Origin of the sequence: Saccharothrix longispora (assembly GCF_030852425.1) — a bacterium.
GTDB classification, from domain to species: Bacteria; Actinomycetota; Actinomycetes; order Mycobacteriales; family Pseudonocardiaceae; genus Actinosynnema; species Actinosynnema longispora.
Window position 1 is genome coordinate 13,912 of sequence record NZ_NSDM01000018.1, and the last position, 14,147, is coordinate 28,058.

The window sequence follows — 14,147 nt, forward strand, 5'->3', positions numbered from 1 at the left end:
TCAAGCTGTGGTGCTTCCACCGGCCATCCGGTTCCGGTGGCCAACGTCCGGGCCGCTCGGCAACCAGCCGTGTCGGGTCTTTGTCGCCGACACCGCGCACGTTCGCGTGACCGAAGTGGTGACGATGGGCGCAGTGCCGGTGCTGTCGACGACCTGAGCGGCACGAGGTCTCGCCGCCGGCGATCGACTCATCCCCGCCCACGAGGCGTACGTACGGCGACCGCAGGGGTGACCCCCGGTTGAACCGTCACTCCACGGTGACCGCGCCACCGCCCGGAAGGGGGTTGGCACCCATAGGACGACGGTCTGTTGTTGGACACGTCGGTGCAGTGCGAGAGCCTGGCCGTGATGCGCGCCCGGGTCGGCAGCCTGCTGCGAGGGTTCGGCGAGGACTTCGTCCGGGACGCGCAACCCGTCCGCCACGTACTCGTCGCCAATGCCTGCGACCACGCCGACAAACCCCACCACCTCAGCGTGCGCTGTCATACCCGACGTGAACTCCTCATCGAGGTCCGGGACGCCTCCACCGATCGTGCCCCGCGGTCGGCGCCTCGACGGCAGGCCCCAACCGCGGCAACGGCATGAAGGTGGTCGAAGCACTCAGCAGCGACCCGGGCGTGCGTCCCACCGACAACGCCAAGGTCGTCTGGGCCCGCCTGCGCATACCGGCCTGACCACACCTCGCCGACGTCGCACTGCCCGATGACGACGGCGCAACGACAGGGTCGGATGCGAGCGGCCGGAACACGGGACACGTCGGCCCGTCGGACAAAGCATGGAAGATGCCCGCTGCCGACGGCCGGCCCGCACCGCCGCGGCCGGTAGCGCGCCGATCGTCGCCGACTGGTCCGTCCTCGCCGACAGCGGTCCGTGAACTGCGAGTTCGACATCCAGGCCGCGGTCAGAAGCGCTGTCGCGCAGCGGTGTGTTCAGGGCTGGTGCGTTGCCGCCGAAGCTCGACCCGTATCAAGGGGGAGGGCTCACGGGCCTCGTGGCTGTCATCCGTCCAAGAAGAGGAAGGCGTACATGGTGGTGCCGTGGGAGCTGGTGTGCGTGCGCACGAGATCCGCCAGTTGGTTGACCAGGAGGAGTCCGCGGCCCCCGTGCCGGCCGCGCTCGGGTGGTCTGCGCCCGGCCAGCGGGTCCGCCAGATGCCCGTCGTCCTCGACCGCGCAGACCAGGTGCCCCTCGTCGCGCCAGATCCGCACGCGGCACCCGCCGCCGGTGTGCCGGAGGCTGTTGGTCACCAACTCGGTGACGATGAGTTCCAGGTCGGCCGTTCGCTCGGGCGGTGATCCCGACTCCCGTGCCCGTTCGGCGACGAACCGGCGGACCTCGCGGATGCGGGAGGTGGCGGTGACGGGGAAGACGGCGACGTCTGCTGCGGCCCGCACCGGCTGGTTGTAGCGGTCGACCACGGCGTAGGGGTCGTAGTGCTCGCTGTCGCGGCGCCGGGTGGCGTCCCACACCGTCGGGTGCGTGGCCAGCGCGTCGGTCAGCACACGGTCGTCGAGTGTGCGGGTGTCGTAGGGGCAGACGATGGTGACGTCGCGCCCGGCGAACGCCACGTTGATCAACGCTTCGTGCTGGGCGCAGGCGGGGTACTCGGTCGTGGTGCGCCCGGCCCAGATCGGCTCGCCGACGATGCGCACGTGACCGTCGCGGTGGGCGTCGGCGAACCGGCGCAGCACGGTCGGGATGATCCGGCCGGGATTGCGGCCCGCGACCTCCATGTCCAGCATCAGCACCTCCTCGACGTCCGCGCCCAGGGCCTCGCGCAGCAGCCGCAGCCGCGCGCCGGGCACTGCCACGGCGACGGGGTGCCCCTCGGCCAGGCCGTCGGTGACGAAGGGCACGAGCGTGCCCAGGTACTCCTCGTCGGAGCCGTAGAACAGCGCGGGGTGGACGAAGCCGGCGAGGGGCGGTGTTGCCGGGGTCATGCGGTCTGTTCCACGCGTACGTCGTGCAGGTCGAGGAACTCCGTGAGGCGGCTCAGGCCCGGCCAGGACGCGCGGAGCACCAGGGGCGTGCCACGCTTCGCCGCCAGGTCGGCCAGGCGCAGCAGGCTGTTGTGGTCGAGGAACGTCAGCCCCGTGGCGTCGAGCACCATTTCCCCGCCGCGCGGCCGCAGGTCGACGCGATCCAAGGCCCAGGCGAAGAGGTCCTCGGTGGAGGCGTCCACCTCGCCGCCCAGCGCGGTGACGTGATCACCGGCGGCGTGTAGCCGGAAGCCGGGTGACTGCGCGTTGGTGTTCGGGTGCAGGCACGCGAGCTGCGCGAACGCCGAGTCGTCGACCTCCCCGGTGGCGTAGGCGCACAGCGCGGAGAACGGGTGATCGGCCATGTAGTGGTCCACGAGGTGTTCGTAGCGGGTGAAGGCGGCTAGCTGCCGCGGGGTGCGTACCAGCGGGGTGGCCTCGGCGGCCACGCGGAACCCGGCGAACCCGTCGGCCACGGCCGCCTCGGTGGCGGCGGCGTAGGCCCGTACCTGGGCTTCGGGCTCGACCACCGTGCCGAACGGGTACGTGGCGTCCAACGACGCGACCCGGGCCGCGCCCTCGCGCAGCGCCCGGTCGATACCGTCGATCCCGCGCAGATCCTCCACCAGGACATCCGCGGAGCCGGAGGCGACGTAGCAGACCCGCAAGCCCCGCTCCAGCCCGTCGGACAGGAACTCCCGCGCTCGAGCCCGGAACTCGTGCACATCGTCGTACCGCCAGCATACGTGGTCGTGAGCCCCCAACCCGCGTGCGTGCACCACCGCCCCGGACCTGCGCATCCCTGAATACTACGTGTGCGCAGTGCTGCGGGTACAGGCAGTCGTCGACGCTACCTCCACCGGCCACCTCAACAGTGTGGGAAGGGATCTTCGCTGCGGGCACTGCGGACCCGGGTGACGTGCCGGTGCGGCGACGGCGCGCCGTTCCGTGCGCGCCGGACATGCCCGTCGCCGGACGGTTCGCGGGAACGCCTCACGTGGCGGTGCGCGCCCTGCCCGACCACGCGGGTCGAACGTTCGGCACGGGGGTCACGCACTGCGCCGGCAACCGTCCGGTACATCTTGCTCGGTGGCGGCCGCGGCGTCGTTGTCGGCCGCCATGACGTCGGGTCGCGTGCCGCGTCGCCGGAACCACTCCGGCAGCACCGCACTGTGCTGCACCGGGGGAAGGGTCAGCATGCGCAGCACTCCGTCCTCCGTCCGGTGAACGGCGGCGTGCTTCCTGGCCAGGCTGTCCTGCAGACAGCCGATCGAGCCCAGAGTGCGGGCCAACGCGGTCCTGCAGCGGTAGGCCGCTTCCCGGCTTCGTCGCCGCTTTCGGCGCAGACGTCCGCCGCGAGCCTGCCGGCCACGCGGGTCTGCGTGACGTGACGGGCGATCGACCCGCTGCGGTCCCAGGCGCGGGAGATCCGGGCATGCCGGTCTGTCGTCGGTGCTCCGGCAGATCTCGTCACCTGATCAGTTTCGCGGCGCACGCCCGGCCTTCGCCATATCCGTCACCCACACGTGTGACGTGCCGTCGATGCCCGGCACGCACGTCGAGTCACAACCCCGCTGGTCGTCCGCCACTCGGGAAGCGCTGGGAGGACACCAGCGAGATCACGTGCACTGAGTGATCGTCGGTAACCTTCGGCGTCCGTGCTTCTTTGCTGGACCACCCCCGCTCGCGCGGGGAAGACACTTCCTGGGCTGCTACGTTACAGGCCGATGCCCGTTTCCTTATTCGGTGCATTACGGTCTCGAATATCGCCCTAAATTCAGTAGGGCAGACGTCAGCAGGGTCATCTCATTCGGCATTCTTACTTGTCGATGCAACCATGCGGATCTCGAACAAGGAGGGTCTCACGGCTCCTGACTGTCGACGGTGGTCCTCCGACGGCCGGTAACCCGCTCAGTGTTAATTGACTCAATATATGCTGAGGTGGTAGGTCGACGTCAAGCGTGTGGAGAGCTCCGGCCTCCGGTGCTCCGGATGCGAGGTCGTCGACCCGCGTGACCGCGGACGTCGATATCGCGCTCCCGTCAAGCATCGGATCGGGTGCACCAGGTGTCGTGGAGTTGGACGACCGGCCTGAGGGCCGACGGCGCGCGCTGCTGTGGCGTTATGCGATGGAGTTGGACCGCGAGGGTGCGGCCGATCGGGTGCGCCGGGCGGATCCCCGGTGACCTCCCGTCACGGGTCGGGATCTACTTCCTGCTCGCGATGTGCCTGTCTCCAAGGTCGGCTACCGGCTGGCCCGGGACAAACTGACCGCCGGCCTGACCGGGGATGCGCGTGGCCTGTCCGACGGCGAAGGCATTGCGTGACCTGCGCCGAAGAGCTCCGCCGAGTCGGTGGTGACGCCAGTGGCGCGAGGTCTGGGTGTCGAATCAGCGCTGGGTGTCGAACTCGGCGCGTCGACCCTGTCCGTCAGAACGGGTCCACCCAAGGTAGGTCTCGGCCGCCTCGGCGATCGAGCCCTCGGGCAACGACTGGACGACCCCGTCGGCGTGGATCGCGCCGGCCGCGTGCTCCACGAGCAGCCAGCGGCCGTCGGGATGGCCGGCGGCACGAGCCCAGCCACGCGCCCGGTCGGCGGCGAAAGCGCGTTCGGCCGGTGCTTCACCCACCGTCGACGGGTAGTGGTCGATGGCGACGAGGTCGACCTCGCGCGCGAAGGCGGCGTGGTCGACGGGCACCCAGCCGCCGAGGACGAAGTTCGTGGTGACCGGTGCCCGGCCCGCGACAACGGCTTTCTGTACGCGGTAGTGGCGGACCATCGAGGCGGACGGGAAACGTCGGTAGTCGAGTTCGTGCGCGGGGTTGGACAGGTACTGGGTGGCGCGCGGCGGCAGGATCTCGTCCCACCGGCTGTAGCCCTGGGACCAGAAGGCCGTGCTCCATGCGTCGTCGAGGACGTCGAGGGTGCCGTGCCGTCCGCGCAGCCACTCCTGGAACGAGTGTTCGCAGTGCTCGCAGAAGCACCACGTGCCGTACTCGTTGTGGATGTGCCACAAGCGCACCGCAGGATGCTGGCGGTAGCGGTCGGCCAGCTCGGTGGCGACCCGCACGCTCGCCTGCCGGTATGCGGGAGCGTTGACGCAATAGGTGTCGCGCGAGCCGTGGGTCAGACGTACCCCCTGCCGGGTGACCGGTAGGGCGTCCGGGTGCAGCCGGCCGAACCACGGCGGCGGCGACGCGGTGGGCGTCGCCAGGCACACGCCCACGCCCGCGGTGTGCAGGCCGTCGAGGACGCGGTCGAGCCAGTCGAACTCGAACCCGTCGGGTGAGGGCTGCAGCCGGGACCAGGAGAACACGCCGACGGTCACGAGGTTGACCGACGCGGTGCGCATCAGCGCCACGTCCTCCGCCCAGGTCTCCTCGGGCCACTGATCGGGGTTGTAGTCCCCTCCGAAGAACAGGCCGCTCGTGCCTCGGCCGCGACCGTCAAATCCGTGGTGGAGATCTTCCGCGCGAAAGGCGGCGTGGTCGGGACGGGGAAAGGCTTCGGAAGGGCCGGCGTCGTCATCTGGAGAGGAATCTTGCACGGGACGTACCTGTTTCGTGATCGCGACGGAACCTGCGGTCGGTGATCGTCGGTCGGGGAGCTTGCCCGCCGAGCCGCCCCGGCCGGGTCGTGTTCGGACCGGCAGCCGGGGCGGCTCGACGTGCGGGTAGAGCTGTGCGGTTGATCGGTCAGCGGATCGCGTAGGGGTCTCGGGCGAGCAGGTGAGCCTTGTAGCCTTCACCGATGCCGGGCTCGGGCGTGCCGGCCCAGTCCTTGATGAGCACGGCGCCGGTGACGCAGCCCCACGGGGTCCAGGTCCACGGCATGTAGCTGACGTTGTGGGAGTCGGCCCAGTTCGCCAGCCGCTGCATGTAGTCGAAGTTGCAGTCTTCCTGACCGAATTCGCCGAGCACGACCGGGACCTGCTGGGCGATCGGGGCGATCTGGCTGTCCCAGCACGCTTCGTTGGCACAGGAGTTGAAGCTGTAGGCGTGCCACGAGACGGCGATGTTGTCCAGCGGGTCGGCCGGCTTGTACTTCAGCCACTCACGCAGGTCGTTGGCCCACTCCAGACCGCCCAGCATCAGGACGTTGGTGGCGCCGGTGGATCGCACCGCGTCGACCAGGTCCTGCATGCCGGCGATCTCGTAGGGGATACCCGTGCACATGCCGCCGTCGCGCCAGCACTGCCAGCCCGCCGTCTTGTCCCAGTTCGCGCCCATCTCCGGGTACGGCTCGTTGAACAGGTCGAACACGACCGCGTCGTTGCCCTTGAACGTGTTCGCCACACTGGTCCAGAACTGCGGGGAGTACTTCGCGTCGGTCATCGGCTTCTGGCACACCGCGTGCTCGTCCTTGCAGTGCCAGTCCGGGCTGTTCGTGTAGGCGCCCCAGGTCCAGTGCAGATCCAGGATCACGTTGATGCCGTTGGTCACCAGCAGGTCCGTGTAGTCCTTGATGGCCTGCTGGTAGGCGGGGCCGCTGGGCGTGCCGTAGACGCCCAGCCAGCACTCCTCGTTCAACGGGACCCGCACCGCGTGGATGTTCCAGGTCTTCATCGCGTCCACCGATGCCTGGTCGACCGGACCGCCGTCCCACATGCCCTTGCCCTGCACGCAGGCGAACTCGGACGTGGAGCGGTTCACCCCGAGCAGCCGGTACGGCCTGCCGTCCGCGGTGACCAGCTTGTTGCCGGAAACCCGCAGCTCCGGTGCCGGCCCGTCGACCGGAGGGTTGGTGGTCGTAGTGGTGGTCGTGGTGGTGGTGGTCGTCGGGCTGGTGCCGGTGCACGTGGCGCCGTTGACGGCGAAGTCCGTCGGCTTGGCGTTGGTGCCGCTGTAGGCGAAGTTCGCTCCCACCGAGACGCTGCCGTTCACCGGGATGGTGCTGTTCCAGTTCAGGTTGGCGACGGTGATCTTCTTGCCGGACTGCGACCAGTTGCCGCTCCAGCCGTGCTGCAGGGTCTGGTTGCCGGCGTAGGAGTAGGTCAGCGTCCAACCGCTGACCGGCGACGAGCCGGCGTTGGCCACGGTCACGTTGGCGCCGAAACCGCTGCCCCAGTCGTTGGTCGCGTAGTCGACCCGGCACGCGAACGCCGCCGCCGCGCTCGCGTCACTCGCCCACGATCCGCCCGCCGCCGCCAGCAGGGCGGTGCCCGCGATGGACACCACAGCGCCCACCGCGGCCAGCGCGGTGCGACGCTTTCTGATTCTTCCCAACATCAGCACTCCTTTGTGCGGGTGACGGCCCAGCCCGCCACCATGTTCTTCGGAAAGCAGTTCAACTGGCAGGGGGGAGGGCCACCGAATTGGGGGTGGACCGCTCCGCCCTGGTCACACCGGGGAACTTCTGGGAGCGTTCCCAGGTGGGACGGTAGCGAAAATATCGTGGAATCTGAAGACCTTCGTGCGGAAACGGTCGGTTCGTATCATTTCGTCGACTTCCCGTCAGCTGGGCCGCGCGAAAAATGGGTCGCCGATTTCGGAGATGTGGCCGATCGTCTGATGTCGGCCATCAACTCCTGGCTTTGGTGTCCCCTATCTGCGGAAGCCGGGGGTGAAGGCGTGGGGTCCGGTCGCGAACTCGCGGTCGCGGAACCGGAAACGCACGACCGTCCACCGGTCCGTCATGCTGAGCACGGGTGAATCTGTCGGCACCGCTTCCTCCTCACTCTCCGAGGTGGCGCAGGACGTGGGGGGTGGTCAGCCGCCGGTAGTGGCCTGGGTGGACGGGCCCGCCGACCAACCAGACGTCGGTGTGCATCGGCAGGTCGCCCGCGGACGGGCCGGTGGACCCTCGACGGCGCGGTGAACGGCCACTGGAAGTCGTTCCAGGCGGTGACGAACCCGAAGGAGCCCTGAATCAGGTACCACGGGTTTCACGCTGTGGTACGCGAACCTCCCAACGCCAACGTGTTGGCGCAGCTGAGCACCCGCGGGTGCAGCACAACGGTCGGTTCCCGCAACTTCTCCGACGTGCGGACGGTGAAGTGGTGCGTTTCTCCGGCGGTGAGCGAGATGAGCATGTCGTCGACGACCGCGTCGGCGGCCACTTTGTCGGCCAGCAGGCTGAGGTCCCGGACGTACGAGGTGGCCCGGACGTCCACGCGGTATCCGCCGGTCACAGGTGTGACGTCGGCGGTGAACGGCTCCGGGTGGTAGTGGAGGTCGAGGTCTTCGCGGAACAGGTGGTGAGTGCGGACGCCGTCGACGGTCGCGACCAGCACTTCGTTCGTCGGGTCGGTGGGTTCGAGGAGGTGATCGGTCAGGTCCAGCCGGGCGGTGGATCGGGGCGGCACGTCGAGCCTCAGGTCGGCCGCGGCCAGCACCTCGCCGGCGAAGTCCTGTCGGGTCACGCTCACCGCGCCGACCCAGGGTTGGTCGTGGTCGTTGATCGCGACCAGGGTGGGCCTCCCTTCGCGTGGTTGGACGGTCAGCAGCCTCGGCGCGAACGCGTGCCTGAGGGCGTAGTAGAGGGGTTTGGGGCGTTCGTCGCTGTCGATGGCGGCCCACGAGATGGCCGGCCAGCAGTCGTTGAGCTGCCAGACCAGGGCTCCGGCGGTCCGCGGCCACCAGGAGCGGTAGTGCTCGATGCCGAAGGCCACCGCGCGGGCCTGGTTGAGCTGGGTCGCCCAGTGCCACTGCTCGAAGTCGGTCGGGACAGGCAGGTGGGGTGCGAGGCCGCGGTCGAGGTTGCCGTTGCCGTTGACGGCTTTCTGGTGGAGCCGGAACGCGGGCGAGGCGGGCGTCAGCGGCCGGCCGTGGACCCATCGGGTGAGGGTGGTCCAGGTGGGTGGTCCCTGGAAGCCGAACTCGGCGCTGAAGCGGGGGATGTGGTCGCGGTAGTGGGTGTAGTCCAGGAAGTTCCAGACGTCCCAGTCGTGTCGGGTGCCGTGGCGGGCGTCGTTGGGTGGCAGGTCGCCGGGGCTGTACGGGCTGCCGGGCGCGTACGGGCGGGTGGGGTCGAGTTCCTCGACGATCTCGGGGAGCAGGTCGTGGTAGTAGCCGCTGCCCCACGTCCTTCCTTCCAGGCTGTCCTGCCATCCCTCCCACTCCGCGTAGGCGGGTAGGTTTTCGTTGTTGCCGTTCCACAGCACGAGCGACGGGTGGGCGACCAGGCGGGTGACGTTCTCCCGCGCCTCGGCCTCGACCTCCCCGCGCAGCGGCTCCTCCTCGGCGTAGTAGGCGCACGCGAACGGGAAGTCCTGCCACACCATCACGCCGCGCTCGTCGCAGGCGTCGTAGAAGTCGTCGGTCTCGTAGATGCCGCCGCCCCACACCCGCAGCATGTTCATGTTCGCGCCGACGGCCTGGTCGACCCGACGGGCGAGCCGCTCGCGGGTGACCCGGGTGAGGAGGTGGTCGTCCGGGATCCAGTTGGCGCCCTTGGCGAAGACGCGCTTGCCGTTGACGACGAAGACGAACGGGGTGCCGAACTCGTCCGGCTCGGTGTCCACGGTGACGGTGCGAAACCCGATCCGGCGCCGGACCGCGTCCACCTGCCGACCATCGGCCTGCAGCGCGACGGCCAGGTCGTAGAGCGGCTGGTCGCCGTAGCCCACCGGCCACCACAACCGCGCGTCCGGCACGAGCACGGTGACGTGCGCGGCGTCGCCCGTGACCGCCGGTGCTTCCGTGCGGTCGCCGACCGTGACCGACACGGTGTAATCGCGATCCGCAGCACGGTCCAATGCCAGGTGCACGTCGACGCGGCCGGTGCCGTCGGCGTCGACGGTGACCAGCGGGCGCACCTCCGCCAGGCGGGCGGTGCCCCAGCGTTCCAGCCGCACGGGTTTCCACAGGCCGGCGGTCTGCAGGTCAGGTCCCCAGTCCCAGCCGAAGGAGCAGGCCATCTTGCGGATCGCGTTGTACGGGTGCGGGTACGCGCGCTTGCGCCAGCCGAGGTCGGACTCCGCCTGCTCGGCGTGGTCGAGCGCGGACCACAGCGTCACGGTCAGGTCGTTGTCGCCGTCGCGCAGCGATCTCCCGACGTCGAAGCGGTAACCGCGGTGCATGTTGGCGGTGTGGCCGAGCACCTCGCCGTTCAGTTCGACGGTGGCGACGGTGTCGATGCCGTCGAAGACCAACTCCACCCGTTCACCGGCCCGCGCCGCCTCCGCTCGGAACGTCGTCGAGTACTGCCAGTCGACCCGGTGCATCCAGGTCAGCTCCGCCTCGTTGCGGTCCGCGTACGGGTCGGGGATGAGGCCTGCGGCCATCAGGTCGAGGTGGGTGCTGCCGGGGACCCGCGCGGTCACCTCCAGGTCGACCAGGCCGGCCGGCACCGGGCCTCCCAGGGCGCGCAGGCGCCAGCCGTCGTGCAGGTCCAGGCGCGTCATGGCGGCTCTCTCCTTCGTTGGTCGACTCAGGGGCGAAGCGCATCGAGATGGTTACTCAGGAAGATGAAGTAAGTCAACACCTGGACTTATGGACATCGCGACCTGTTGAGACATAGCCCGCCGATCGGCGAGCCTCCGCTGTTGACGGCTTAGTTAGAGGACCTAATAATGGCCGGGCGCAGGGTGCTGTCGTGACGCGTCCCGCCAGCCGCACGTCAAGGAGGACGTCGTGATGATGTCGAGAAGTCCCGGCGCACGTGTGCGCGCCGCAACCGTCCTGCTCGCCGCGGCGGTCGTGGCCGCGGGGTGCGGACCGTCGGGCACGTCGGCTGGGGCCGAGAGCTCCACCTTGGTGGCGTACGGCGGCCAGTCCGGTGACTACCAGATCAACTTCAACCCGTTCGCGCCGACCACCATCGGCGGAGGGGGCACGATCTTCCAGACCCTGTTCTTCTACAACGTCCTCGACGACGCCGAACCGACACCCAGGCTGGGCACCGAGTTCACCTGGAACGCGGACGGCACGCAGCTGTCCATCACCCTCCGGGACGGCGTGACCTGGTCCGACGGGGAGAAGTTCACCGCCGCCGACGTCGTGTTCACCCTCGACATGATCAGCAAGCACAAGGGGATGAACAACAGTGGTTACGCCGGGCGGGCGGAGGCGGTCGACGACACGCACGTGACCATCGCGTTCGACCGACCGTCGTTCGTGGACGGCCCGTCGGTCCTCGGCAGGACCTACATCGTGCCCGAGCACAAGTGGAAGGACATCACCGACCCGGCGGTCGCCGCGGTGAAGGACCCGGTCGGCACCGGCCCGTACCTGCTGGAGGAGTTCAAGCCCCAGGCGTACACGCTCAAGGCGAACCCGGCCTACTGGGGCGGTGAGCCCGCCGTCAAGAAGGTCCGCTACCTCGCGCTGTCGGGGAACCAGGCCGGCGCTGCGGCGCTCGATGCCGGGGAGATCGACTGGCAGACCGGGCCCGTGCCCGGTCTTCAGGACGTCGGGAACACCTACCCCGGCTACCAGGCCACGATCACCCACGCGAACCAGATCGTGCTGGCGACGTGCAGCAGCACCGCCCTGGGCTGTCAGGGGCCCCAGACCGACCCGGCCGTGCGCCAGGCGATCCACCACGCCGTCGACCGGACCCAGACCAACGCGCTGGCGTTCGAGAACACCGGCGGTGACGTCTCACCCAGCTTCCTGCTACCGGGACGGGACGGCGCCCTCATCTCCGACGAGCTGCGGAACAAGACCGCCCCGATGCGACCGGATCCGGCCAAGTCGCAGCAGATCCTGGAGAGCGCGGGCTACGCCAAGGGCTCCGACGGCATCTACGCCAAGGACGGCGTGTCGTTGTCGCTGACGCTGAGCGTCGTCGCCGGCTGGACCGACTACATCACCGCGGCGGACACGATGAGCCAGCAGTTGCGACAGGCCGGCATCAAGATCACCGTGCAGCAGGTGTCCGGGAACGAGTTCGTCGACGCCCGGGACCGCGGCGCGTTCCAGGTGATCATCGACTCGCTCTACCAGGGGCCCGCACCGGACCCGTTCTACCTCTACAACTACTTCTACAGCACCGCGCAGACCGCCGCGGTCGGTGCCAAACCCGGTCCGAACTTCAGCCGGTTCTCCGACCCGCAGGTCGATCAAGCCCTCGACGCGCTCAAGCTCCTCAACCCCGCCGACACCGCCGCCCGGCAGCCCCACCTGGACACGATCCAGACCCGCATCGAGCGGACGATGCCCTACATCCCGGTCCTCACCCAAGGCACGATCAGCGTCTACCACAACGCCAAGTTCACCGGCTGGCCGACGGAACGCGACCTGTACGCCTCCCCGGCGGTCTGGTCCCACCCCGACAGCGCGGAAGTCCTCATGCGCCTCCGCCCTGCGGGGAAGTGACCCCCGGTCCACCTGGCACCGAATCCGCGTGCTCCGCGACCACCACCCGGTCTGGAGACCTACGAGCGGCACATCACCTGCCGCCACCGGTGGTCTTCCTGCTCTTCCAACGCATGCTCATGCGCGGCGTGACCCCCGGCGCGGTCGAACAACACCCTCGAAGGACATCCATGACTCTCGACCAGACGGTCACCCCCGCACTGGACACCGCCCCGTGGTGGACCTCGGCCGTGGTGTACCAGGTCTACCCGCGCAGCTTCGCCGACTCCAACGGCGACGGTGTGGGTGATCTCAACGGCGTCACGTCGCGGTTGGAACACCTGGAGCTGTTGGGCGTCGACGTGATCTGGCTGTCGCCCGTCTACGCCTCGCCGCAGGCCGACAACGGCTACGACATCTCCGACCACCAGGCGATCGACCCGGTGTTCGGCACGTTGGAGGACTTCGACCGGCTGGTCGCCGAGGTGCACGCCCGCGGCATGAAGTTGGTGATGGACCTGGTGGTCAACCACACCTCCGACGAACACCCGTGGTTCGTCGAGTCCCGCTCCTCCAAGCACAACCCGAAGCGTGACTGGTACTGGTGGCGCCGGCCGCGGGACGGGTTGGAGGCCGGGCAGCCGGGCGCGGAGCCGACGAACTGGCAGTCGTACTTCTCCGGCCCGACCTGGACCCTCGACGAGGCGACCGGCGAGTACTACCTGCACCTGTTCGCACCCGAGCAGCCGGACCTGAACTGGGAGAACCCCGAGGTCCGGCAGGCGGTGTACGAGATGATGCGGTGGTGGCTGGACCGGGGTGTGGACGGCTTCCGGATGGACGTCATCAGCCTGATCTCCAAGGACCCCGCCCTGCCCGACGGTGCCACCACCGGCGCCGGCGGCCTCGGCGACGGGTTCCCGCACTACGCCAACGGACCGCGCGTCCACGAATTCCTCCAGGAGATGCACCGCGAGGTGTTCGACGGCCGGTCCGGCGAGCTGCTGACCGTGGGGGAGACGCCCGGCGTCACCTGGGAGGACGCCCGGCTGTTCACCGACCCGGCGCGGCGGGAGCTGGACATGGTGTTCCAGTTCGAGCACGTCTGCCTCGACCACGGCCCCGGCGGCAAGTTCGACCCGCGCCCGCTGGACCTGCGCGACGTCAAAGCCTCGCTGGGTCGTTGGCAGCAGGAGTTGAGCGAGGTCGGCTGGAACAGCCTCTACTGGTGCAACCACGACCAGCCCCGCGTGGTGTCCCGCTTTGGCGACGAAGGCGACCACTGGCGCGAATCCGCCACCGCTTGGGCCACCGTGCTGCATCTGCACCGCGGCACGCCCTACGTCTACCAGGGCGAAGAGCTGGGCATGACCAACGCGCCGTTCGCCGGCGTGCACGAGATGCGCGACATCGAGTCCCTCAACCACTACGCCGAGGCCGTCGCCGCCGGCGGCGACCCCGAGTCGGTGCTGCGCGGCCTGCGCGCCATGGGCCGCGACAACGCCCGCACCCCCGTGCAATGGGACGCCGGCCCCAACGCCGGCTTCACCACCGGCCAACCGTGGCTCGCGGTCAACCCCAACCACACCTGGCTCAACGCCCAAGCCCAGTACGACGACCCGAACTCCGTCTTCAACCACTACCGCAAGCTCATCGAACTGCGCCACGAGCTCCCCGTCATCGCCCGCGGCGACTTCCGGATGCTCTTGGCCGACGAACCCCACCTCTACGCCTACGAACGCACCCTGAACGACGACTGCCTGATCGTCGTGGCCAACCTCAGCGGCACACCGCAAACCGCAGCACTGGACGGCGACTGGTCGGGCGCCGACCTACTGCTGTCCAACCTCGACGAACCATCGATCGTGAACGGTCGGATCTCCATGGAACCGTGGTCCGCGCACGTCTTCAGGAAGTAAGAGCCAGGAC

The 14,147-nt window shown here is 69.1% G+C and carries 9 protein-coding genes; 3 read left to right on the forward strand and 6 right to left on the reverse strand.

The window, feature by feature from the left end:
* Nucleotides 1-998 precede the first annotated feature (998 nt).
* The 5 genes from CKY47_RS31745 to CKY47_RS31765 all read right to left on the reverse strand — a co-directional run bounded on the left by CKY47_RS31745 (nucleotide 999) and on the right by CKY47_RS31765 (nucleotide 7,208).
* On the reverse strand, nucleotides 999-1,940 hold the full coding sequence (locus tag CKY47_RS31745) for an anti-sigma factor RsbA family regulatory protein (RefSeq protein WP_306750026.1): 942 nt from the start codon (nucleotides 1,938-1,940) through the stop codon (nucleotides 999-1,001).
* Entirely contained in the window at nucleotides 1,937-2,779 is an 843-nt protein-coding gene (locus tag CKY47_RS31750) for an MEDS and STAS domain-containing protein (protein ID WP_306750027.1), read from the reverse strand. Before CKY47_RS31750 ends, CKY47_RS31745 begins: the two co-directional genes overlap by 4 nt.
* Nucleotides 2,780-3,028: 249 nt before the next feature.
* Nucleotides 3,029-3,187 carry a hypothetical protein gene (locus tag CKY47_RS31755; RefSeq protein WP_306750028.1) on the reverse strand — a complete coding sequence of 53 codons (159 nt, stop codon included), beginning with the start codon at nucleotides 3,185-3,187 and terminating at the stop codon, nucleotides 3,029-3,031.
* A 1,182-nt stretch (nucleotides 3,188-4,369) separates the two neighbouring features.
* Nucleotides 4,370-5,728 carry a beta-galactosidase gene (locus CKY47_RS31760; protein WP_306750029.1) on the reverse strand — a complete coding sequence of 453 codons (1,359 nt, stop codon included), beginning with the start codon at nucleotides 5,726-5,728 and terminating at the stop codon, nucleotides 4,370-4,372.
* The gene (locus CKY47_RS31765) at nucleotides 5,676-7,208 is read right to left on the reverse strand and encodes a cellulase family glycosylhydrolase (protein WP_306750030.1); all 1,533 of its coding nucleotides are present in this window, start codon (nucleotides 7,206-7,208) and stop codon (nucleotides 5,676-5,678) included. Before CKY47_RS31765 ends, CKY47_RS31760 begins: the two co-directional genes overlap by 53 nt.
* A gap of 165 nt (nucleotides 7,209-7,373) precedes the next feature.
* On the opposite strand from CKY47_RS31765, the gene CKY47_RS31770 reads away from it, so the two are divergent.
* Nucleotides 7,374-7,631, forward strand: a complete 258-nt coding sequence (locus tag CKY47_RS31770; RefSeq protein WP_306750031.1) for a hypothetical protein — start codon at nucleotides 7,374-7,376, stop codon at nucleotides 7,629-7,631.
* A 233-nt stretch (nucleotides 7,632-7,864) separates the two neighbouring features.
* On the opposite strand, the gene CKY47_RS31775 is transcribed toward CKY47_RS31770, so the two are convergent.
* On the reverse strand, nucleotides 7,865-10,324 hold the full coding sequence (locus tag CKY47_RS31775; RefSeq protein WP_306750032.1) for a glycoside hydrolase family 2 protein: 2,460 nt from the start codon (nucleotides 10,322-10,324) through the stop codon (nucleotides 7,865-7,867).
* Nucleotides 10,325-10,583: 259 nt separating this feature from the next.
* On the opposite strand from CKY47_RS31775, the gene CKY47_RS31780 reads away from it, so the two are divergent.
* Nucleotides 10,584-12,239: an ABC transporter substrate-binding protein gene (locus CKY47_RS31780; protein WP_306750033.1), complete on the forward strand. Its 1,656-nt coding sequence runs from the start codon at nucleotides 10,584-10,586 to the stop codon at nucleotides 12,237-12,239.
* Between the two features lie 170 nt (nucleotides 12,240-12,409).
* Nucleotides 12,410-14,137 carry a glycoside hydrolase family 13 protein gene (locus tag CKY47_RS31785; protein ID WP_306750034.1) on the forward strand — a complete coding sequence of 576 codons (1,728 nt, stop codon included), beginning with the start codon at nucleotides 12,410-12,412 and terminating at the stop codon, nucleotides 14,135-14,137.
* Nucleotides 14,138-14,147: the final 10 nt, after the last annotated feature.